Origin of the sequence: Natrinema sp. H-ect4 (genome assembly GCF_041894845.1) — an archaeon.
Taxonomy (GTDB): domain Archaea; phylum Halobacteriota; class Halobacteria; order Halobacteriales; family Natrialbaceae; genus Natrinema.
Genome location: NZ_JBHDYC010000023.1, coordinates 18,637 through 38,939 on the forward strand (window position 1 = coordinate 18,637; position 20,303 = coordinate 38,939).

General features: G+C 61.4%; 21 protein-coding genes and 3 pseudogenes. 4 read left to right on the forward strand and 20 right to left on the reverse strand.

What is annotated here, in order from left to right; genetic code table 11:
• Positions 1-25: 25 nt before the first annotated feature.
• From ACEWFR_RS20885 to ACEWFR_RS20900, 4 genes and pseudogenes are all read right to left on the reverse strand, one after another.
• Positions 26-1,138 carry a glycosyltransferase family 4 protein gene (locus ACEWFR_RS20885; RefSeq protein WP_374062857.1) on the reverse strand — a complete coding sequence of 371 codons (1,113 nt, stop codon included), beginning with the start codon at positions 1,136-1,138 and terminating at the stop codon, positions 26-28.
• A gap of 304 nt (positions 1,139-1,442) precedes the next feature.
• Complete coding sequence (locus ACEWFR_RS20890; protein ID WP_374062858.1) at positions 1,443-2,381, reverse strand: hypothetical protein; 939 nt, start codon at positions 2,379-2,381, stop codon at positions 1,443-1,445.
• Positions 2,382-2,482: 101 nt separating this feature from the next.
• Positions 2,483-2,761, reverse strand: a complete 279-nt coding sequence (locus ACEWFR_RS20895) for a hypothetical protein (RefSeq protein WP_374062859.1) — start codon at positions 2,759-2,761, stop codon at positions 2,483-2,485.
• A 477-nt stretch (positions 2,762-3,238) separates the two neighbouring features.
• Positions 3,239-4,615: pseudogene (locus tag ACEWFR_RS20900) on the reverse strand (ATP-binding protein); the annotation flags it as partial.
• A 1,285-nt stretch (positions 4,616-5,900) separates the two neighbouring features.
• Here ACEWFR_RS20900 and ACEWFR_RS20905 point away from each other — a divergent pair.
• A complete protein-coding gene (locus ACEWFR_RS20905; RefSeq protein ID WP_374062860.1) occupies positions 5,901-6,113 on the forward strand; it encodes a winged helix-turn-helix transcriptional regulator in 213 nt (70 codons plus the stop codon).
• 108 nt (positions 6,114-6,221) lie between these two features.
• On the opposite strand, the gene ACEWFR_RS20910 is transcribed toward ACEWFR_RS20905, so the two are convergent.
• From ACEWFR_RS20910 to ACEWFR_RS20920, 3 genes and pseudogenes are all read right to left on the reverse strand, one after another.
• Positions 6,222-6,365 (reverse strand): hypothetical protein, encoded by a 144-nt coding sequence (locus tag ACEWFR_RS20910; protein ID WP_374062861.1) that lies wholly within the window; start codon positions 6,363-6,365, stop codon positions 6,222-6,224.
• 426 nt (positions 6,366-6,791) lie between these two features.
• Positions 6,792-7,295: pseudogene (locus ACEWFR_RS20915) on the reverse strand (lamin tail domain-containing protein); the annotation flags it as partial.
• A gap of 21 nt (positions 7,296-7,316) precedes the next feature.
• Positions 7,317-8,495: a WD40 repeat domain-containing protein gene (locus ACEWFR_RS20920; RefSeq protein ID WP_374062862.1), complete on the reverse strand. Its 1,179-nt coding sequence runs from the start codon at positions 8,493-8,495 to the stop codon at positions 7,317-7,319.
• 357 nt (positions 8,496-8,852) lie between these two features.
• On the opposite strand from ACEWFR_RS20920, the gene ACEWFR_RS20925 reads away from it, so the two are divergent.
• Entirely contained in the window at positions 8,853-9,293 is a 441-nt protein-coding gene (locus tag ACEWFR_RS20925) for a hypothetical protein (RefSeq protein WP_374062863.1), read from the forward strand.
• Between the two features lie 312 nt (positions 9,294-9,605).
• Here ACEWFR_RS20925 and ACEWFR_RS20930 read toward each other — a convergent pair whose 3' ends face one another.
• From ACEWFR_RS20930 to ACEWFR_RS20955, 6 genes are all read right to left on the reverse strand, one after another.
• Positions 9,606-9,761 (reverse strand): hypothetical protein, encoded by a 156-nt coding sequence (locus tag ACEWFR_RS20930; protein ID WP_374062864.1) that lies wholly within the window; start codon positions 9,759-9,761, stop codon positions 9,606-9,608.
• Between the two features lie 293 nt (positions 9,762-10,054).
• Entirely contained in the window at positions 10,055-10,231 is a 177-nt protein-coding gene (locus ACEWFR_RS20935) for a hypothetical protein (protein ID WP_374062865.1), read from the reverse strand.
• A 377-nt stretch (positions 10,232-10,608) separates the two neighbouring features.
• Entirely contained in the window at positions 10,609-12,054 is a 1,446-nt protein-coding gene (locus tag ACEWFR_RS20940) for a terminase large subunit domain-containing protein (protein ID WP_374062866.1), read from the reverse strand.
• Complete coding sequence (locus tag ACEWFR_RS20945; protein WP_374062867.1) at positions 12,051-12,311, reverse strand: hypothetical protein; 261 nt, start codon at positions 12,309-12,311, stop codon at positions 12,051-12,053. Before ACEWFR_RS20945 ends, ACEWFR_RS20940 begins: the two co-directional genes overlap by 4 nt.
• Positions 12,312-12,546: 235 nt before the next feature.
• Positions 12,547-13,767 carry a Cdc6/Cdc18 family protein gene (locus tag ACEWFR_RS20950; protein ID WP_374062868.1) on the reverse strand — a complete coding sequence of 407 codons (1,221 nt, stop codon included), beginning with the start codon at positions 13,765-13,767 and terminating at the stop codon, positions 12,547-12,549.
• A gap of 296 nt (positions 13,768-14,063) precedes the next feature.
• Positions 14,064-14,306 (reverse strand): hypothetical protein, encoded by a 243-nt coding sequence (locus ACEWFR_RS20955; RefSeq protein WP_374062869.1) that lies wholly within the window; start codon positions 14,304-14,306, stop codon positions 14,064-14,066.
• Between the two features lie 191 nt (positions 14,307-14,497).
• Between ACEWFR_RS20955 and ACEWFR_RS20960 the strand changes: the two genes are divergently transcribed.
• Positions 14,498-15,832, forward strand: a complete 1,335-nt coding sequence (locus ACEWFR_RS20960; protein ID WP_374062880.1) for an RNA-guided endonuclease InsQ/TnpB family protein — start codon at positions 14,498-14,500, stop codon at positions 15,830-15,832.
• Between the two features lie 182 nt (positions 15,833-16,014).
• Here ACEWFR_RS20960 and ACEWFR_RS20965 read toward each other — a convergent pair whose 3' ends face one another.
• Complete coding sequence (locus ACEWFR_RS20965) at positions 16,015-16,137, reverse strand: hypothetical protein (protein WP_374062870.1); 123 nt, start codon at positions 16,135-16,137, stop codon at positions 16,015-16,017.
• A 366-nt stretch (positions 16,138-16,503) separates the two neighbouring features.
• On the opposite strand from ACEWFR_RS20965, the gene ACEWFR_RS20970 reads away from it, so the two are divergent.
• A complete protein-coding gene (locus ACEWFR_RS20970) occupies positions 16,504-16,686 on the forward strand; it encodes an HVO_A0556 family zinc finger protein (protein WP_374062871.1) in 183 nt (60 codons plus the stop codon).
• A gap of 128 nt (positions 16,687-16,814) precedes the next feature.
• On the opposite strand, the gene ACEWFR_RS20975 is transcribed toward ACEWFR_RS20970, so the two are convergent.
• From ACEWFR_RS20975 to ACEWFR_RS21000, 6 genes and pseudogenes are all read right to left on the reverse strand, one after another.
• Positions 16,815-17,339, reverse strand: a complete 525-nt coding sequence (locus tag ACEWFR_RS20975; protein ID WP_374062872.1) for a metal-dependent hydrolase — start codon at positions 17,337-17,339, stop codon at positions 16,815-16,817.
• A gap of 5 nt (positions 17,340-17,344) precedes the next feature.
• On the reverse strand, positions 17,345-17,851 hold the full coding sequence (locus ACEWFR_RS20980) for a hypothetical protein (protein ID WP_374062873.1): 507 nt from the start codon (positions 17,849-17,851) through the stop codon (positions 17,345-17,347).
• A 408-nt stretch (positions 17,852-18,259) separates the two neighbouring features.
• Positions 18,260-18,823: a transposase gene (locus ACEWFR_RS20985; RefSeq protein WP_374062881.1), complete on the reverse strand. Its 564-nt coding sequence runs from the start codon at positions 18,821-18,823 to the stop codon at positions 18,260-18,262.
• Positions 18,820-19,329 (reverse strand): IS630 family transposase, encoded by a 510-nt coding sequence (locus ACEWFR_RS20990; protein ID WP_374062874.1) that lies wholly within the window; start codon positions 19,327-19,329, stop codon positions 18,820-18,822. Before ACEWFR_RS20990 ends, ACEWFR_RS20985 begins: the two co-directional genes overlap by 4 nt.
• A 166-nt stretch (positions 19,330-19,495) precedes the next feature.
• Positions 19,496-19,732: pseudogene (locus ACEWFR_RS20995) on the reverse strand (transcription initiation factor IIB 3); the annotation flags it as partial.
• 71 nt (positions 19,733-19,803) lie between these two features.
• Positions 19,804-20,091 (reverse strand): PadR family transcriptional regulator, encoded by a 288-nt coding sequence (locus tag ACEWFR_RS21000; RefSeq protein ID WP_374062875.1) that lies wholly within the window; start codon positions 20,089-20,091, stop codon positions 19,804-19,806.
• Positions 20,092-20,303 lie beyond the last annotated feature (212 nt).

The following is a 20,303-nucleotide window of genomic DNA, read 5'->3' on the forward strand; positions in this document are numbered from 1 at the left end:
CATAGACCGTTTTTATACCATGAATTTAGATGTTTTGATATAGAGACTCTAACTGGTCAATTTTTGACCCCCAGTTAAACGATTCCTCGGCTGTTTTCCTTGAATACTGGGCAGTAGCTTCCCGCAGTTCGGGACTTCGGGATAATCGCTGTATGGCATTAGCTATGGACTCCGGCTCTGGCTGTGCTTTGAGATAGTTTTCGTTTTCAGTAAATACCTCAGGAAGCTGCTTATCCTCAACTAGAATTGGAGGAGTGCCTGATGCCAGGCTTTCCAAAATCGTAAGCGTTGGAAGTGCATCCCCCGTTTGATCCGGTACGATCAACGCGCTAGCTTGACTATAGAGTTGAGGGAGCCTTTCAGACTCAACAAATCCCTCGAATTCCAGTATTTCACTTGAATCGGCCATCTCACGTACCTCCTTAGTTAAATCACCCTTTCCTACCACGCGAACTGAGCTGTCATGCCCATAATTCTCCAGAACTTTGACCGTCTGAAGGAGCCTATCAATTCCCTTCTTTTGAGTTAATCTTCCAACGTAGAGTACTTCATCTAGAGTCTCAGCAATATTCGGGCTGAACCTATCAACATCTACACCGTTATAGAGTACATCAGTGCGATCTGCCCCGAGTTCTTCAAGATAATCTGCGATATTCTGGCTTACGGCTATGCAATGATCGGCTTGGTTGAGAACCAAACGACCCACTATCGCATCATTCAGGCGTTCTACAGAATTCACTATCGGAGAATAATCGACAAAGGGGGTGTGCTGATGGAGTAGGGTTGGTATTTCCCGCCGGCGTAATGCTAGAAGGGGAAGCAGTGACGTGAGGTAATTCAATCCGTGGACATGGAGGACATCTGTGTTATCGTCTACAACGTTGCGAGTTACTCGTATACAATTAACTGGATTTGGGATCGGGTAGGGAACTCCAAGATCCTCAAGTAGATTCATCGCGGAATAGCGGACGACGGTATAACCGTCTCGTGAATCCTTTCGTGAATCAGAGTCGATATCCGACGTGACAATAGTGATATCGTGGCCTCTCTCTGCAAGACGTTTGGCGTGGTTCTCAACCACACTCTCAATACCCCCTACATGGGGGTAAAAATAGTGCGTGAAGATGACGATTTTCATGTGTGGGGGAACACCCGTATTAGGTAAAACGCATTCTTTTTTATCTTCTGTCTCAGCCTCGATCCCTGATGAGCTACAACGGGACAAAGAGTTGATTAACTCCCCTCTGAAGAAAGCACTAGAATGTCGATCAAGAAGATCCTATCGCTAGTGCTAATTATAGGTGGAATCGGGGTAATTATCTGGGTAGGGCTGGATGCAGTAATGCGTGGGGTTACTGAGATGGAGAAGAATATGGGTGGTGCCCGACAAGTTGTGAAAGATGACCGGACGAAGACGCAGGATGATTGAGAACTGAGTTAGATCAAACTAAATCAGACTTCGAGAGGCCGCTATTAGATTTCACTCGTGTAGGACATCGCAGCATACAGCCCTCGAGCAATCTCGTATATCCACTATCGAGCGCTCCACCCTCTGGGTAATCGAGATTCTGCACCTCACACACGCCTTTCAGCGCCACCGTAGGCGGAGCTTCGTCATCCAGGTCAGAACTGTACTCGTCACGCGCTGTTAAACAGGCTCGTCGCGCATCCTCCGGATCCTGCATGACGTCCGCTGCATTCCCGCAGTCCCTGATGCCTTCGAGGACCGCAATCAGCTGGAGCGCACCCCCACCGTCGTCGTGGGCCCAGCACTTCCACCCATTCTGTCTATCGACACCGAAGTTCGTGCTGTCTTTGTCGTCCGGCCCGGGATTGTCGTGGGACGTCGTCGCCCCGTGGACGGGATGCGGACCCTGTCCATTCCTCCCGTACGTCCGGTACGGTCCAGTGTTCGCTATCGGAACCGGATCGAGGTCGTAGTACTTGGACCGACTACCCCCACTCTGGTCGCCCCGAATCTGGGACTGGTACCGTTCGATTACGGCAGCAGCCTGCTCCTGGTCGCTCAGCTGATCCTCGTCATCGACGTACTCATCGACCAACTCGTCGATCACGTCCTGCACCTCGGGGACAGTGTGCTGCGGTGTATTCTCGATGTGTAGCCACGTCGTCCCGACCACCCGACCGTTGGTCGGGTATCCGTAGATCTCGACGTGCCCGCCCTCATTCAACTTCGCCATAATCTCTCGCCCATCGACGTCGCCGGGAATTCGTCCCTTCACGAAGACGTGCGCACCGGTCATCGACCGTGATACCTCCGCGTATCCGCCGAGCGACTGAATGATGTCCCACGTCTCCCGGGTCATCATACCCGTCCCATCGTCTCGAACGTCGATCACGTCGTCCAGATCGACGAGCATGAGCGGCAGTTGTCTGGCTGGAAGTCTGCGTGGGGCACGATCACCATCAGGTACATCGAATGTGGCTCCACAGCCTCGCCGTGGTCTATCGTCCCCTAGTATCACGCCGGATTGACGTGGCAGTTCACCGTTCCATTCAGCGCCTCCATCACGTCGCCGAACCGTCCACCGACTCGGTTGTCCCACGAAACTGAATCCCGGACCCACTTCACTGTCCCTGCATAGTCGTCGTTGAATGGGGCACGGGGTTGCTTCTGTTCTAAATCCCAGCAGAACCAGTTCCGGGCCGTCTGCCCGAACTCGATCAGGTCCTGTGGAATCACACGGTCGGCGTCGTGTACCGAGTCAGGTAGCTCCAACACGACGTGCTCGTCAGTCACCTCAACAACGCGTACCGGACTCCCCGTGACCGCGGACGCGTCTGGAGGCCGTGCCGACGCACTCCTCTCCGTTGTAATCGGTTGTTAGCACCCCCGTCTGTCATCGCTTCGCACGCCTGCCGCCGAGCGGACGCCGCCGCCTGCGGCGCGAGATTCCCCGGCAGATGATCGATGGCCCCAGGGAAGGCGTCGTACATCAGGTGCAGTCGCTCTGACGCTCTGCTCAGGCCGACGTACCACGTCCGGGCTTCGTTCTGGCGCGTCGCCTCCGACCGATCCATCTCGCGGGCGATCTTCCCTGTGATTCCATCGAAGCAGCAGACGTCCGTGGCCTCGGCTCCCTTACTCGCGTGGAGGGCGAGGACGCGACGTGATGCTATCTTCGACGACGTCGTCGCACCGGGTATTTGTCACCACTCCAGAAAGAACACCGTGAGACGTCTACCCAGGAAAAGCAGCGAAACCAGCCGCTCCAGACTACGATTTCCGCAGTTCGTCCTTTATCTCGTAGACCTGACCGCGCTGCTTCAACGAGTCGATGTCGCGCTCGACCTTCGTCTCGTCCATATCGATGATGTCCGTGACCTCTTCGACGGTCGTCCCGTTCTGATCCTCGATAACGGCGAGAACCTGCTTCCGCCGGTCGCGCTGGCTCTTACTTTGCCCCGTCTCGACGACGTCCGCATCGAACTGCCCGCTCTCGGGGTCGATGCCGACCTGCTCCATCGACTTCCGAACCAGCGCGAGAGCACGGTCCACGTCCTCTCGACGGACTTCATCGGAGAGACGCACTCGTGCAGACGCCTCAGCGAGGTGCTCGATAGCTTCCTCCTGTCGGTAGGTCACCGGCACTGGGTTGTCCTCCTCGTCGGAGTTGGCGAGACGGAGCTTCAGGAACTCCTCACGAAGGTACTCGCGTGCCTCCGTTTCCGTCTCTCGCAGGTACGGCGTCACCTTTTCCTTCGCATAGGCGATGTACGCACGCAGCGTCTCGCGGGAGATCTTCGGCTCGATGCTCTTCCGCTCTTCCTCAGAAAGATTCTCACCGAGTTCCTTCTTCGCCGCCGCTCGCCGGGACCGCATCTGGTGGTTGATAACCCTTAGGTCAGTCTCCTCGTCGGGCGAGTCGGAGACCATGAACATCAGATCGAACCGCGACATCAGCGTCGGTCCGAGATCAAGTTGCTCAGCAATCGGCTCGTAGTTATCGAACCGTCCGTATTTCGGATTCCCCGCCGCCAGCATTGCGGTGCGGGCGTTCAGCGTCGCGTTGATTCCCGCTTTGTTTACCCGGACCTTCTGACTCTCCAGGGCGTCGTGGAGTGACGAGACGGCGTTGTCGTTGACCTTATCAATCTCGTCGATGCACGCGACGCCGCCGTCAGCGAGGACGAGCGCGCCGGCTTCAAGGCCCCATTCGGCGTCGCCAAAGTCGTCGGCTACCGCCGCCGCGGTTAACCCCGCCGCCGTGGCCCCCTTTCCGGAGGCGTACGTCGAGCGCGGTGCGAGTTTATCGACCACCTGATGGAAGGTTGATTTTCCGCAACCAGGGTCACCCATCAGGAGAATGTGGGAGTCACCGCGATTCTGCCCGCCGCGGGACCACCCGCCTAACAACTGGAGCGCGATGGTGAGTTTCACGTCCTCGTCTCCCTCGTGCTCCGGGTTGATCGACTGAACCAGCAGGTCGTACGGGTCACCATGCTCGCTGGCGGCAATGGCCTCGATCTCCTGAATGAGGTCGTCTTCGAGATGGATGTCGATGGTCTCGCCCTCACCGCCTTTCGTGCGCTCGGGCGGCTGCTGAACGCGGGCGGTCTGGTGGTCGGGCCACGAGCTGGCCGACGAGTCGAGTTATAGGCAGATAGTCAATGAAATACACGCTCTGGGGGTTAATGCGAGATAGCCCAATCGATTGGTTCTGAGCGTGCTATTTCTACCTTATCTAATGGCGAACCACACGATGGGCAGAAGTTAACGCCATCTCTAACGCTCATCTGGTTTGGCTTACTACATGCTCGACAAAGAACTTTGAAACCAGCAAGATTTCGGTATATCTCGCGAGATCTCGCTCGATGTTCGTCTTGTTCGACCAACTCGTAGTTCTCTAAACGGTTATCGAATGGACAGCCGTTCCTATGGTGGATCTCATTCTCACTGAGTTCAGCAATGTCGTCGACAAGCAATGTAGCGTGTAATCGGTGTAATTGAACACGGTATCGATCATCCTTGTGCTTGGTATCAAGCATCCTGTGTCCATACTGATCACACCGAATCGACGGTAGCCGACCCCTATGAGCATGTGATGCGTGAACCGATTTCGCTCTATGCGAATCGAAGCTCCGTTCACAGTGTGGACATTCAACACTCATCTATCTGTTCTATAGGTGAAACAAGATTCATGGCGGATATCCTTCAGTCGGCGGACTAAATGCTCGGAGCGCCAGCTCGGTGAGACACAGACGATGCGTCCGCGACGTGGGCAGCGTGATCGTCCCAAGACGGCCACCAACTACTACCTCCGTCACACCGAGCGTCGGCGACCGGACCCTACTGGGCGCACACTCGAGACAGTACAGGCGGGAGACGACCCAGTCGACTGCCTCGGCACAGCGATATGCGTACGCGAACACGATATCAGTCTCGCGGAGCGCCTCGCCACAACAGATGCAGACGGCGCCGTTAGCACGCGGCCCAACAGGATGGCCTGCTAACACCGCTTCCGGGGTCGCTGTGACCGTTGTCTTATTGTCGAGTGCCCCGTTTACCATCGACTGGCGTCGACGGGCATCGTCACTGGGCATCGCTCCCCTCCTTCGGTTGGTGTGCCGAGTCAAAGCATGCAAAACAGGGCAATCGGTCCCCTCTCGGACTGTCACACCAGTCTTGGTTGCACAGTTCGTTAACGCAATCTCTTTTATCGGTTGAATTCGTAGGTATCATCGCTTCTCCTCCTGAGAAGCGCGGTTCGGTGCCTCAACACCGAGCCGGGAACTTCCCGACATCCGCGCTCCTTATTAGATACATTTGTAGCGAACTACTTGTAGCTTACGTACTGTAATATACAATACGATGTTACCAACGAAGGTACCTCCATTTGGCGTAAGACTGTTAGCATCTGGCTGTAAAGTATCGATTAGTGACCCTCGACGGAGATGAGCTGAACGAGACCGACCAGGCAATTATCGACCAACTTCAACAGGGACGCGTGACACCACAGTATCTTGCAAAGGAACTTGACATCTCTCGGCCCTACGCCAGTGACCGGCTAAAGCGGCTCCTTGAGCACAACCATGTAGAACGGCTCGCACCTGGTCTGTATGGACTCGTCGAGGATCCACGAGAAAGATAACAATGAATGTCGTCTGCTCAATGACCCATCAGCCAATACGACCACCGCCCGGCCGTCGCTTACGGTAGTCGCACAGGCCACACGAAAATTACACGAATCGTGTCCGCGTCACTCACTGCGTGTGGCGGCGTCACCGTCGCCCAGCTCGCGGTTGGTCCGACACGCGGGACAGCCCTCAACCTCGCCCCCGACGCCGAACACGCGGATGAAGTCCCGCGTCACGAATTCGCCACAGTCGCTACAGGTTGGCATACAATAGTGTTTTATAATAACACGTCATAATCGTGGCGGTCACCGCGGGCCGTGGACCGGCCGGCGTGAGCGCCGTCGCAGCCCCGAGCGTCACGGCGAGTCACGCAGGCCGGTGGCGCGCCGCCTGCGCCACGACACCCCACTCCACACGACACAGCGGTCGCGTCACGCCGCAGTGACATCGTGCCAACCGAGTGACCCGGGCGGACAGCGCGGCCGCCGCGCCGGCATGGCACTGCTGCGGAGCGGGGCGGCTGGTCGAGGCCGGCCTGTCCCCGATAGTGTCGCCCGGAGCCAGCCGCTGTCGTGACGACGGGGGACTCCACGTGATCGGCACGCGCAGCCCACGCTGAGTCGAACCGCTGGCTGACCCAGACCCGTGCGCCCCTGTCCGTCACTGGCTGCACGCTGGGGCCGCCGTCACCGTCACGCCCCGTCGGTGCGATTCGGTTCAGCGCCATCAGCTCCACCACTAGTGGTTGGGGGGTCCGCGGTGTCATCGACGGGTGGGTTGGCCGGGCCGTCGGCCGGCTCACCGGTGGGTGACTCGGTTGGGTCGTCGGGCTCATCACCACTGGGTGGGTCGGTCGGCTGGTCGGGCTCCTCATCGGGTGGATCATCACCGGGCGGGTCCGGCGGTTGGTCTGCGGCGATCTCCTGTTCGAGAACGACGGTGCCGCTGGTATCGCGCACGATCACGACGTCGCCCTCCTCGTGCCAGATCTGGAAGTCGCCGCTGTACCCCCAGTAGAGCGTGTCGGCCGTCGGCTCACCCGTGCCGGTGGAGATGGTCACCGTCGCTCCGGGATCCAGCGTGAATCCGGGCGGGAACTCAAACGGACTAGCGCTATTGCCCACTCGGCCACCGTCTCTTCGGTCTCGGATGGTCCAACCGGACAGCTCGAGCGGTCCGTCGCCAGTGTTCCGGAGCGTGAGATACTCCGCGCTGGCTTACTCGCCGAGGATGTGGTAGTCAGCGAGTGCGAGGGAGACCGGATCACTAGGACTCTCATCGTCTTCGTCATCGTCGTCATCGTTGTCATCGCCGGTCTCATCCGAAGACTCGTCGTCCTCCGCTGCCGGGTCCTCGTCGGCGGGCGGTGCATCCCGAGGCGGTGCGGACTCGGGCGCGGCCACCGTGTCGGGGGTCCGGTAGACCGCCAGGCGGGCAGACTCGGCGGCGAGATCCGTGACGATGGTACTCCACGTCCCCCCGTCGGCGGAGACGCTGAGGTCGGCGGCGGGCCACATGCCGATGTCGGCCGTCCATCGCACCTCGCCCGTTGCGGCAACAATCGCGTACAACGTGCCGTCTGTGTCCGCGGCGAGGATCGTCCCACCGTCGGCGGAGAGCACCAGCCAGCCCCCGACGGCGGCCGTCTCCCAGACGACCTGCCCGTCGACGTCGAGGACGATGGTGTGGCCATCGTCGGTGCCGGCGACCACGAGTTCGCGTTCGGCGTCGATACCGACGGCGAGGACGTCAGCGCCGTGGTCGTGGTGCCACTGCTCGGTCCCGGTACCGTCGTAGAGCCGGACGCCGGGCTGTCCAGTCGGCTCGGTGCCGTCCGCCCAGTAGTGGCCCGCCCCCACGGCGATGCGAGTTCCGCCGTCGGCAATCGCCACACTCTGCCCCGTCGCGTCGCCAAACGGCGTGTCCCACAGGACACTCCCGTCGCTGTCGGCGACGCGGACACTCCCGGGCGTCGCGGCGGGGCTGGAGACGGAAGCCGTACGGCCCGCATCGGGCGTGGTCGCGAGGTCCCACAGCCCGACGTGCTCGACGAACGTCCCGTCCACCGTCGCGAGGTCGAGGCGGGCGAACACGTCGGCATCCATCCAGCCGACGACCGCCGCCGTGGCCGCGTCGCTCACCGCAATATGGGAGACGCTGCGGTCGACATCGATCGGGATCACGGTGCCGTCGCGGTCATCGTAGACCACTACGTTCCCGTCGTCGAAGCCGAACAGAACGCTGTCGCCCGACTGGGAGGCCCCCGTCGCGAGCCCCGGCACGCCACGCGTCGCGGCGACGACCCGTTCGGCGTCGGTCTGCTGTGCGCGCGTCGGAGCGCCGACGGCTGTGGCCACCACCCCCATCCCAACCCCGAGGATTTCCCGGCGTCGCATACCGACGCTGGCGCTGAGGACAATCTTAAACCATTGTCACGATTCGGGAGATCGTATTGCGTTGTGAATGGATGTCGTGGATTGTGATCGGCGTCGGACTCCGGGAGCGCGGCAGGCCAGCCGGTGGGTCGCGCTGTGGTGCTGGGGACGGCGGTTGACGCTCGGCAGGACCGCCTGTTCAAGTGGGGGTTGAGTGGGCCCCGTCGAGCACCCTCCGTGGGTGGTCGCCCTCGGGAGTGCCCAGGGCCGAGCGCCGACTGCTCGGTCGAACGGGCTGGCTGTGGCCCGCAGTCGCGAAAGAAGTGACTAAATATCGCTGAGCGACGACTGCGCTGTGTGAGTGCCTCGACAGGGGGTATGGGCACTCGCAGTGACGACGACGGTCTGCAGGCCGCACTCCTCGCCGCCTCGCTCGAGCACCTCCCCCGTGTCTTCCACAGCGACGCCGATTTCACGCAGGCACTCGCGTGGGCCTGGCCCGGGGCGGCACGCCATCGAACGAGTCAGGATCGCGTCCGCGAGGAGACCGGCGCCGATCCGCCCGAGGAGCAGGCGGACACGTCCCATCATCGGGCGCACGCGAGCGGACAGACGGCGTTCAACTACGGTCTCACAGCGGTGGCCCCATCGGCGACGACGGCAGCCGCGTCCTGCTGGTGCATGGGGTGCCTGGGCACGGGCCCAACGGCTCGGCGGGCGCCCTGTCCGCTCGTGGCCGTCTGCACCCGGCCGATCCGGCCCACTGGTCGGCGTCTCCCCACGCCGCTGGCTCCTCACCGACTGGGGACGCGGCAGTAGTCGGCGTCGCCCGAGCCGCACGCGGCGTGGCTGGTGGCGGTCGAGCACCACACCGGCGCCCAGTCCCGGATCGGGCCTGTCGTGTTCACCCCGACGCGCCAGCGAGCCGGCGCCCACCGCCCGCTCGCGGCGGTTCACTGCGTCACAAGCGCGTCGCCACTCGGTAGCCGCCGGGGCGCCCACTTGAACGGTGACTACCCGCCGCGCGAGGCCACGATCCAGACGAGCGAGTCCCACCAGGGGAGACGCCGTCTCCCACCCGCCAGCGAGCCATGCTGTGGCTCGCCATGCCCCGTTAGGGCGGGGAGGCTCTCACAGCGGAATCGTCGCGATCTCGGTCGAGCCACACGTCGGACACGTCGGGCGTGTTTGTGCGAGGGTGTACCCACAGCGCCGGCACTCGTAGTGGAGGGCGTCGTACTGATAGCGATCGTACAGGTGCTTCGCTCGGGTTAAGAGCGTCTTCATTAGAGTCATCTCTGAACGTCATCTGTCGAAGACTGGTATGGCAGCAAATATTTTGTGGCACCCATACATTTTAGTCTAGAACTAGACAATCATGCAATTATTCTCGGTACCGGTGGCGCCACGGCAAGCACGGCCGACGAGTGGTGCGGCCACGATCCATCGGGACGGATCGCCGCCCGAAGCACCAGCACTCACCGTCGCCAGGTTCCGGGTGTCGGACCGCGCCTCGACTGCCTGCGGCCCCACCGCGGCGCTCGGCACCCGCGACCTGCGCCACGGCCGCCGGCCGTCGGTTAATCGCCGGCTCGGTCGTCATCAGCAGCCTCCTCGGAGTCGTCCGGCGGCGCCCGGCGCTTGCCGGTCGGCGTATACTGCTCGCGGGCCGCCGCTCGCCCGCGTCGGTGGCGGAGCAGCCCCCAGTAGAGTAGTGCGCGGTGCAGCCGCAATCCAAGCCGCTTGCGGCGGTCCATGCGCCCCCTTCGGTGGTGGGCGTCGTATAGCTCCCCCGAGCGGGTGCCGGTGGCCCGTTCGGACGGCCGGCACCGAGTGCCAGTGTCGCGTCCGCTCACTGCGCGCCGCCTTCCACGGGGGACACCGGACCGCCCACCGCGAGCGATTGCCCGAGGCTGGGCACCCGGATCCAGGACTCCGTGGAGCCGAGGCGGGCCGCACCCGCTCGCGACTGCAGGACACGGGCGGCGGCAGCCGGCCAGCTCGTCACCGAGTAGCGCCCAGTACCCGCGGGCACTCACCGCCCGGCGACGCCCATACAGGCGTAGCGCAGCGCATCGAGACAGTGGTCCTCGGCGACCGCCGTGCCGACGTGGTCGGCTTTGTAGCCGAGGAACTACCGGATCAGTGGCTGACACCGCTCGGAGATCAGGAGCCCAACTGCGGGCTTCTCGGCGGCCGCTGGCTCGTCGCGGGATGGCTCGCCCGCGCGCCGTGTTTCCCCAGTCGACGACGAGATGTGGGTACAGTTGGGCATCCCACCGATCGTCAAAATCACCTTCTCCTTGGTGCCCACGTCCAGATTCCCGTCGGCCTCGAGTCGTTTGCGGACCTCAGCGATCCCCTCGTCGAGATCCTTCGTCGCGGCCTCGGCGGGGTAGCCCGCGCGGTTGAGCTTGTCGATCTGGGCGGGTTCGTGATCGCAGTAGATCGTCCCAGCGGGCTTGTCGTTGTCGTCGAGCCAGGCCCGGACGTCCTCGAGGTGGCTTTCCGACTCATAGAACGCGTCGAGGACGACGAGTTGCTCGTACGATGTCTTGCCGAGTTCGAGACAGACCCGGGGGTCGTCCCAGCCGGCGTCGTAGCCATAAACCCGCCAGCTGTCGCCGGCGCGGTCGACGGCCGCGGCGTGGGGGAGCACATGCCGATCGCGGCTGAAGCCGCTGTAGACCAGCCCCTGGGCGGCCGCAAACCCACCCCGGAGTGCCTGGTCCTCGCGGTCGGTGTCGGCGTACTGGCGTTCGAAGCGCTCGCGGGTGCCCGGATCGAGATACGGGTTGTCGAGCGTCGACGCCCGCACCACCTCGAGTTCGAGCCCGATCGGGTCGCCCGTGCTGTCCTGGCGCTGACCGAGGATCTCCCAGGCGTCGTTGTAGCCGTTGCCGGTGAGCGTCCAACACTGCACGTGCGGTCCAGCGACGCCGCGCAGTCGGCTGCCGAGCATCTCGAGCAGGTCGTGGAGGTCAGGCTCGTAGTGGCTGGGCTCGTCGAGCCAGATGGCGCCGAACTCGTCGCCGGCGTACCGACTCCACGAGTCGGCCGCCCCGAGGATGATCGTCGCGTCGTTGGTCAGCGTCAGCCGGTTGGCGCTGCGGGTGTAGTCGGCGACCACCGGCGAGGTTTCGGGGCCGTTGTGGGCCCGCGTCACCATTGCCGTCCGCTCGCCGGGCAGCTGGTCGAAGAGGATGCGAAACGTGCTGTCGCGGGCCTTGGTGAAGTCGACGCCCATCGCCAGAAACCGGCTGCCGGGATGGGTCAGCGCCTGAGCGAGCAGCCAGCGCGCGCCCAGGATGGACTTCCCGCTGCCATACCCCGCGAGGCAGGCGACGAGATCGGCCTCGCCGCCGGTGAGCGCCGCGAGACACTCCCGTTGGGCCGCCCAGAGATCGTAGGTGAGCGTCGCCGTCTCGGGGTCGTAGGCGATCCCCGTCGGCCGGGCCTCGGGGGCGGCGTCGCGCCACTCAACTGTCACGTCGGTCGGGCCGGTGTCCGGTGCCCCCTCCAACTGGTGTTTGAGGGCCGCGAGTTCGCGTTCGAGTTCGCGTTTGGTCGGATCGCTCATTGCGGTCCTCCGTCGCCGGCTTGCAGCAGGTCGAGTTCGGCGGCCATCTCGTCGAGGTCCTCGTCGTTCAACAGCTTGCGGTACTGCCCCGAGAGATAGCCGAGCGCGCGGATCCACTTGATCTGGAGCTCCTGCTTGGCGGGCGAGTCGGCCTCAATGGCCTCGATCCGCGCGTGGGTGAGGTCGATGGTGTCGGCGAGGCGGTCGAGAACAGCCTCGCGCTCGGTGCGATCGGTGGAGGAGTCAATCTCGCTCATACGTTGTTCGGGGAGCCTCCGACACCCGTCTCCTCGACACTGCTCGCGTCGCGACCGGTGGGCATCGTCGCCGGGGTCGGGGTGGGCGGCTCATGGGGTAGTGTTCGTGACTGTCCGGTATAAATTGCCGTATACCGAAGTGAAAGTGAAATAGATAGCGGTGTTTCTTGCCTAGAAATGGGTAAGGATGGCTCCTGATACGCTCTATTCCAGTTTCGTAGGAAGCTGCCCCGACTTAAGTGTCGTCGATAGTGGCGAACACCGGCGACGTCGCGGCGTAGGGTTCGATCGCCTCTCGAACCCAGCCGGGGTCGAACGTCGTCTCGATCTGTTTGACGCGGCCGTCGCGGCCACGCGAGTCGATCCAGGTCTCGAGGAGGCCCATCGTCTCGAGATCGATGACGGCCTCGCGGATCGCGCGCTCGCCGAAGCGGAGGTCGGCCGGGACCCGGTCGCTCCGCACGATCCCGTGAATCTCCGCTGTCGTCACGGGTTGTTTGATCGTCGGCCCCTGATCCCAGCCCGTCACGCCGGTGAGCACGAGGAAATGGTTCGCCGGCAAGGCGAGCAGCTTCTCGATGGTCGCCTCGCGTTCGGTCGCCTCGAGGTTCGCCGCGATGCACTCGTCGGTCACCCGGGTGAACCCGCGGTCGTTGGCCGTCTCGCCGGCTTGGCGAAAGAGGGTGAGCGCTTTCCGGGCATCGCCCCACCGTCGGGCCGCCTCCCGGGCGCCCGCGTCGCGGACCCCCGCTGGCATCGCGCCGTCACGAAACGCCTGCTCGAGGCGCGGTGCAAGCAGCGCCTCGAGGTCGGCGGCCCCGTACGGCGGGAAGAAGACCGCCTCGTCGCTCATCGCGCTCTCGACGCGGCTGTCCAGCCGGAGGTCGACCTCGAGGAGTTCGTTGCTCACCAGCCAGACCGACAGCGAGATCCCACGGGCGAGTTTCCCCTCGCCGCGTAACAACCGGTAGAAGAACTCGCTGGGGTCGTAGTTCGTGTCGTGCTGGACGTGATCGATCTCGTCGAGGAGCAGGACGGTCCACTCAGGATACGTCTCGAGGGCGTCCCAGATCCCCGTGAAGACGCCGTCCAACCCCTCGTAGGCACCCTTCTTGGTGCCAGTCAGCGCGTACAGGATCTCGTTGGCCGCGCTGAAGAGCGTGCGACACTCCTTGAGATTCACGTACTCCACCGCCACGGCGTCGTGGCGGGCGGCGAACTCTCGGCAGACCCGCCGCGTCGTCAGCGTCTTGCCCGTCCCCGGCGGGCCATACACCGACACCGTCGGCGGGAGATAGCCGTCATCGATGCCGGTGAGAATCGCGGCCAGCTCGCGTTCTTGTCCCTCGCGGGCGTGGATCTCGGCGGGTGTGGCGAGCGGATCGAGCGCGCCCTTGTCGGCGAAGACGCTCGTCTCCGGCGCGGCGTCGGTGAAGAGGTCGTCGTACTTGCTCATACGATCGCAATTAGCGCTGGTAGTCGTGTCCCAGCAAAGAATCTATCGCCCAGATGGCCACTCGGGCACTCGCGGCGATCGCTACACCATGCACCCGTCAGAGCCGTGTCTCGAGGGGGCCCGTCCTCGCGAACACCCACTGTCAGCGCGCAGTTCCAGCGGAACTACGAGTGTATATGGCACTTGCTCTCCCGAACACAACTGACAGCACTGAGGCCGGTACGGCGCACGACTCGAGGCATGGCGAGCAGGGACGGAAGCGACGCGGACGGACAGAACTGGTGACTCCCAGCCGCTTACTCTTGATCGGCCTCGTCACAGAGAATCGCCCGGATCTCGGCGAGTAACTCCGGGTGGTGGTGTGCAAGGACCGCGACATCCGCCGCGAGGTTGTCAAGCGTCCGCCGCCGGACCTTTGCTGCTTTTTGTGCTCGCAACCGGTCGTCACCCTCGATACCCGCGATCACGTCGCGTTCGCGCTCGGTGAGGAGTGCGCGCCGTCCCTTCACGGGGGAAATCTCGGATGGGTTGTCGGTCATACGCCGTGGTTGAGTGGTCGGCGCCGTTAATCCTTCCACACGACCCGTGTTTCGCTATAGCGAAACAACTAAGGCACCGGATCACGAAGACGCTTGTAGCGGGAGGCACAGCCCGTGCTGCCGTACCGATGGCGGCAACCGAACCGTCGATGCGAGCGGAGCGACTCCACCAGCGGCCGTTTCCCAACGCGATGAAACGCGTCAACACATTCACAGTCCGTCCCCAGTCTGAGCAGGACCGAGAGCTCCTGCTCACGCTGTTGGACGCGTCAGCGGCCCTCTGGAACGAGGTCAGCTACGAACGCCGCCAACAGTTCTTCGACGGCGACTCGGTCTGGGCCACCACCGATTATCGCGACCGCTACAAGGGCGTCCTCGGATCCGCAACTGCCCAGCAAGTTCTCCGGCGAAACGAGTCGGCGTGGAAGTCGTTCTTCGCGTTGAACGAGAAATACCACGCTAGCGACGCCGACACGAGACCCAGCCCGCCAGGGTACTGGGGGAACGAAGACGACGGTCGCGACCTGCGGACGTACATCCGTAACGACATGTACACGCTCGAGTGGGGTACCCGCTCCCGACTCGAGATTCCGGTCGGGCAAGACCTCAAAGACAAACACGATCTCGGCTACTTCGAACGACTTCGTCTCGAGGTTGCGGGCGACCCGAAGTGGGCGGGCGCTGCTGGGCGGTTGGAACTGGTGTACGATGAGGTAAGCGACACGTTCAGAGCAGTTCAACCCGTCACAGTACCCGATTCTCGGCGGGATTCACCACTGGCTTCGGAAGAAGCCGCACTGGACGTGGGCGCGAATACTCTCGTCGCCTGCACCACGACGACCGGGAAGCAGTATCTGTACGCGGGGCGTGACCTGTTCGAGCAGTTCCACGAGACGACGATGGATATCGCGTCCTATCGGTCGAAGTTAGACGGCCAGCAACGGGCAACCAACCGGATTGCCCGCCTCTATCGGAAGCGAACGAGGCGCCGCAACCACGCGCAGGATGCCTTAGTTCGCGATCTCGTCTCCCGACTGCATGACGATGGTATCGCGACTGTGTACGTTGGTGAGCTTGGCACCGTGCTGTCGACGCACTGGAGCGTGACGGTAAACGAGAAGACGCATACCTTCTGGGCGTTCGCTCGATTCAGTGACCGCTTCGAATGCGTCTGTGCGGAGTACGGTATCGAGGTGGTGCGAACATCCGAAGCGTGGACAACGCAGGAGTGTCCCGAATGCAGTGAGCGCGACCGAACCCACCGGAAGGGAGACTACTACCGGTGCAACGTATGTGGCTTCGAGGGGCATGCTGACCTTGCAGCGTCACGGGTGTTCCTCGCGCGTGAGACTGGTGGTGACGTTGGGCCGATGGCGCGGCCCGTGTGCCTCGAGTGGGACAATCACGAGTGGCGGCCAACCAGACCCGCCCCGACGTTCCGTCGGACAAACACCAAAGAGGCTCGCACAGACCAGAGTACCCCCGACGTGGGGAAAGTTGCCTCCGTGGAGACAGGCTCGGCCTGAGCAGCCATCGGAGGGATTCCACGGCTTCTGCCGTGGGAGGACGTCAAGTCCTCGGGTGACCGTGACCGCGTTCCGGTGACCCCGCCTCGAGAGAGAAGTGACCGAATCGCGTGGAATGCATTTCGCTATCCAGTCCCTCGCTCGAGAGTCCGTTTGAACGGGAGCCGAGAGCGCCGAAGTACCTAGTCGACGTTCTCACCGCACTGGAGACAGAGATCGTCTTGCCAGGGGACGGTGATCCGTACCTCTCGTTCGGTGTCACAGTTCGGACAGTAGGCTGTCTTCGTTGTCGTATCCTTGGTCACAGGTTCCCCACCCGTATTCGGTCCGGTTGCGCCGGGTCTAATACGAGCCTCCATACCGTATTACTTAACAGTTATCTATTGCTGATTTATCATATAGGATGGTAATAACCGGTAGACCAGTACTGGCTGCTATACCGACCGACAACCATCCAGATGCGCTCCAGAGGAAGTTACTCTCCCAGACGTCACATCGAACCGATGAGTGGCGGGGTGTCTGTCGATGGCCAGCCCCGAATTGCGCTCTGTCGCTCGTCACACCCGATAGCGACTGACCCTCCCGAACCGACCAGTGCATGTAATCGCACGACCGAAGTGTACCGCCACCCAAAAGTTTACCCATCTGAAAGGTGACGGTTCCCACACGAAATGAAAGGGGTGGAAGACATCCGGTCGGACGAAGAAACGCTTCTGTCGCGCCTCGAGGGGAACTCGTGTCCGCAGTGTACCGCGGGGACGCTCGAGCGTGGCACGTACAAGGATAACGTCGCCGTCGTCTGTCCGGCGTGCGAGACGCCCCAGGTGCAGCTCTGGGACACGCGCTCTCGCTGACCGATACGAGGGGGAACTTTCAGTCTCCGTTTTTCTCGAGACCCGTCGTCTCGCGTCGAGAAGGCGACGAGATACGTTCGAGACACATCTCTCGGGTCTCGATCACTCATCCGACGGGCCCCAATCGCTCATCCATCGGCCTGTACCGTGGGCTCCGTCTCGAGCGACCGCTGCCGGCGACGCTGTGCGAGCGATCGGGAACCGAGTGCGAGTACGATCGCAACGAGTGCCGGCCATCGGTCTCGACTACTGTAGAAGCCGGGGAAGACGATGTCCGCACTCGTTATCGGCCAGAGATACCGGTACGAGCCCGCCGGCGGCACTAACAGGAGGTCGAGGGCGAAGTGAGACAGGGCACCGACCGTGAGCAGTATCGCAATCGCTCGTCGATACTGGGGACGGACGAGGAGCGCTCCGATGCAAATCGCGATTGTGACACCGCCGATCGAGTGCATCGGCCGCCACGAGACGGACAGCCCGAGCACCGATTCGGCCGTCTCCGGTGAAACGACCCATTTCAATCGATTGAGATCGGGGAGCATCGCGCCGGCCATTGCAACGCTCGCCAATCGCGGGGTGATCCATCGGTATCGAATCGAGAACAGCATCGCGAGCGTCAACGCGATCAGCACGTGGGTCAGCATATCGGCCATGCCGATCACTCGCCGCGGTGTGACCCGCCATCGGTCACCAGTGTCACGTGACGGTCCGTCTCGTGACCGGGATCGACCGGGAGGCGATCCCTCGGCTCGAGTGCCAGTCCTCGAATATCGATTCGCCAACCGACGAGTGCCCGGCCCGCAACGACTGCGGCCCCGACGATCGAAATCGCGTGGACGTACAGGAGACCACCGAGCCGGATGTCATTGCGTCGGTCGGCGGGTGCGATGAGCGCCGCCGCGATCCTGGAACCGTCCCCGACACCGGCGGTCGTGACCCGTTCGGACGAAGACTCCTCGTCGGCGGCTACCGGCGTCGATTCACGATAGTCGCCCCCGAGATCGAAGTTCGCGTCCGCGAGCACCACGATTTCGTCTGCCCCGCTCGAGTCGCCTGCAACGGCTGCATCGACCGACCAGCCGGCGCCGCCGAGGACGAAGAGCCCGACGAGGCCGACGGTCAGGACGATGATGCCGAGGCAGCGACGAAGCGGAGTTTCTAGCACGACTCCTCCTTCAAAGTGAGCCGGATTAACAGTCAGTATGGTTTTACGTTCCGACTCGTGGAGCGAATCGCAACTCGACTTGGCTACCGTGTCGACACGCGAATCGGACCGTGAGCCCGATTCGACACGATTCGCGACGCTTCCGGGAGCCGTCCCTCTGACACTCGAGAAAATCACTCGCGCCTGTCGGTGGCCGAGGCCCACGAATAGATATCATATTTCAACAAAAACATATATACAAACGTGAAGAAGTACCTGCAATAGGGGACAATGAGTGGACAGTACTCGAGGGGAGAATCCCTCGGCGGTGGGGGGACAGACGTACTCGCAATTGTGATAGCTGGGCTCGCAGGGGGACTCGCGTTCGGGGCCATCCTGTATGCGCTCGGGTTGCTCGACTCATAGTGATTAGGTCGAACCTTTACCGGTGAGATACGACCAAATGCTTGGTTCACTGATCGTGTTCACTCCTCGTGAGATGTAGTCTTTCAGCGTCGAGAGATCAGGGACAAGTCGATACTTGAACCACTCTTGCAACTGGTCCCAACAGTCTTCGACGGCGTTCAACTCGGGAAGTTTCGACGGGAAATACCAGACTTCGAGATTGTCTCCGCGCACGCACGAGACCGAACTGTCTCCGACAGTTTCGGTCTCGCGCTCACCACTCACATGCTCCCAGAGATCCCTCGCGTAGAAGTAACCTGCTCGGTCCAAAAACACTACTAACTCTTCACCGAACCTCTCTTTCAACGCCTCTAACAGCCGAATCCCGTGGTTCCGTGTGATATTCTCTTCCGTCCAACAAAAGAAGCTGTCACCGTCGTCGGTGACAGCGCCCAGCACTGTCACCGACTTCCACGACGTTGCGACTTCTATTGTCGGACTTGAGCCAATCGGATACCAGCTACGTCGCTGAACGGTTCCGACGTGCTTAGTGAACTGATCGACAACAACGACGGTTTTCTTGGTCAGTTCGGGTCGTTTTTTTCGACTGTCTCCTGGAACTCGGCTTTCTCTTCAGGATCGGCTTTATAGTGTTGAGGCCGTGCTGTCCGCAAGGACAGCCCGGCCTCTTTCAGCAAGTCGTACGCGTAGGTTTCGTGGTATTCGACGCCGTATTCCTCTTTGACGTGATGAAGCAAAAGTTTCGCTGACCACGCTTGCTGGTCGTAGCCGAGTTCAGTCGGCGGCTGTTGCAGTTGTTCGAACAGTTGCTCACGGTCTTCGCCCTCGATTTTTGCTGGACCTCCTGGTCGAGGAGCGTCGTAAGGTGCCTGCTCGATCGGTTCTTCCTCGAACCGATCGAGCCAGTTGCGAATCGTTTTTTCGACAACCCCGTGGCGGTCAGCCAGTGTATCCAGTTGATCGCCCTTCTTGCGCCCGACCGCCGCGAGAACACGTTCTCGCGGCTTCCCTTCGTCGATCTGGTCCTTGAGATCGTAGAGTTCTTCGAGCGTGATATCGTCGAGCCGACCCATTACCAACACCAGCGTCTCTATCGGTAAAACATTTCCCTAGACACTATCAGCCGTGATCGTAGCCGTAGACCCGCCAGTCAGCGATGACGCGCTCCGACAGCAGCATTCTCATCGATCACCTCGCTACCGTCGACGGCGCCCTCGATACGTACACTGATCCTGTTCGCTAGTGGAGTCCCATCGCCTCAATCTGTTCCTGATATCGGTTCCGAATGGTGACTTCGGTGACTTGCGCGACAGCTGCAACGTCCTTCTGCGTTTGTTTATCGTTACATAGAAGCGACGCAGCATAGATTGCAGCGGCAGCAAACCCTGTGGGGGATTTCCCGGATAGCAGCCCCTGCTCTGCAGTGACATCAATGATCTCGTTGGCTTTGGCTTGGACCTCCTCGCTCGAGCCGAGTGTAGACCCGTACAGCACGCCGAAGCGTTGTTCAAGGAGAGAATCCCTCGGCGTTTACGGCGAGAAGGATTTCAATTTGAAAGTAATTCGCAGACGTATTGATCTTCCCACTCCCGACGAGCCTCGAGTTCGCGCTGACCGCGAGCAGTGATCTTATAGTAATTCGTTCGCTTGTCGAGTTCGCCTTTCTCGACGAGTCCCTTGTCGACGACCTCGTCGAGGTTCGGATAGAGTCGCCCGTGATGAATCTCTGTCTCGTAGTAGTCCTCGAGCTCGTCTTTGATCGCGAGTCCGTGGGGTTCGTCCTGCCCGGCGATGGTGTATAACAGGTCGCGCTGAAACCCTGTCAAATCGTACATATCTGTGCTGCATTCTATCAGCATATAAGAGTGTCGAGATAACTTTCAAAAATTATTATATTATTTGAAATGACGGGGACTCAACCACCCACCAGATCTCTTTTGCAGCTTTCCACACTCCTATTGAAAGAATACACGTATTACCAAACTGATGGTATTTATTCGCACGAGGAAACTAGGGGGTCTACACCCAAACAAATTTAAAAGTTCGC

Excerpts from the sequence above, each read along its gene's own strand:
- ACEWFR_RS20885 (WP_374062857.1), bottom strand. The coding sequence starts at position 1,138 with ATGAAAATCGTCATCTTCACGCACTATTTTTACCCCCATGTAGGGGGT.
- ACEWFR_RS20890 (WP_374062858.1), bottom strand. The coding sequence starts at position 2,381 with ATGCTCGTCGATCTGGACGACGTGATCGACGTTCGAGACGATGGGACG.
- ACEWFR_RS20910 (WP_374062861.1), bottom strand. The coding sequence starts at position 6,365 with ATGCCAACCTGTAGCGACTGTGGCGAATTCGTGACGCGGGACTTCATC.
- ACEWFR_RS20920 (WP_374062862.1), bottom strand. The coding sequence starts at position 8,495 with ATGCGACGCCGGGAAATCCTCGGGGTTGGGATGGGGGTGGTGGCCACA.
- ACEWFR_RS20925 (WP_374062863.1), top strand. The coding sequence starts at position 8,853 with ATGGGCACTCGCAGTGACGACGACGGTCTGCAGGCCGCACTCCTCGCC.
- ACEWFR_RS20930 (WP_374062864.1), bottom strand. The coding sequence starts at position 9,761 with ATGAAGACGCTCTTAACCCGAGCGAAGCACCTGTACGATCGCTATCAG.
- ACEWFR_RS20935 (WP_374062865.1), bottom strand. The coding sequence starts at position 10,231 with ATGGACCGCCGCAAGCGGCTTGGATTGCGGCTGCACCGCGCACTACTC.
- ACEWFR_RS20940 (WP_374062866.1), bottom strand. The coding sequence starts at position 12,054 with ATGAGCGATCCGACCAAACGCGAACTCGAACGCGAACTCGCGGCCCTC.
- ACEWFR_RS20945 (WP_374062867.1), bottom strand. The coding sequence starts at position 12,311 with ATGAGCGAGATTGACTCCTCCACCGATCGCACCGAGCGCGAGGCTGTT.
- ACEWFR_RS20950 (WP_374062868.1), bottom strand. The coding sequence starts at position 13,767 with ATGAGCAAGTACGACGACCTCTTCACCGACGCCGCGCCGGAGACGAGC.
- ACEWFR_RS20955 (WP_374062869.1), bottom strand. The coding sequence starts at position 14,306 with ATGACCGACAACCCATCCGAGATTTCCCCCGTGAAGGGACGGCGCGCA.
- ACEWFR_RS20960 (WP_374062880.1), top strand. The coding sequence starts at position 14,498 with ATGAAACGCGTCAACACATTCACAGTCCGTCCCCAGTCTGAGCAGGAC.
- ACEWFR_RS20970 (WP_374062871.1), top strand. The coding sequence starts at position 16,504 with ATGAAAGGGGTGGAAGACATCCGGTCGGACGAAGAAACGCTTCTGTCG.
- ACEWFR_RS20975 (WP_374062872.1), bottom strand. The coding sequence starts at position 17,339 with ATGGCCGATATGCTGACCCACGTGCTGATCGCGTTGACGCTCGCGATG.
- ACEWFR_RS20990 (WP_374062874.1), bottom strand. The coding sequence starts at position 19,329 with ATGGGTCGGCTCGACGATATCACGCTCGAAGAACTCTACGATCTCAAG.
- ACEWFR_RS21000 (WP_374062875.1), bottom strand. The coding sequence starts at position 20,091 with ATGTACGATTTGACAGGGTTTCAGCGCGACCTGTTATACACCATCGCC.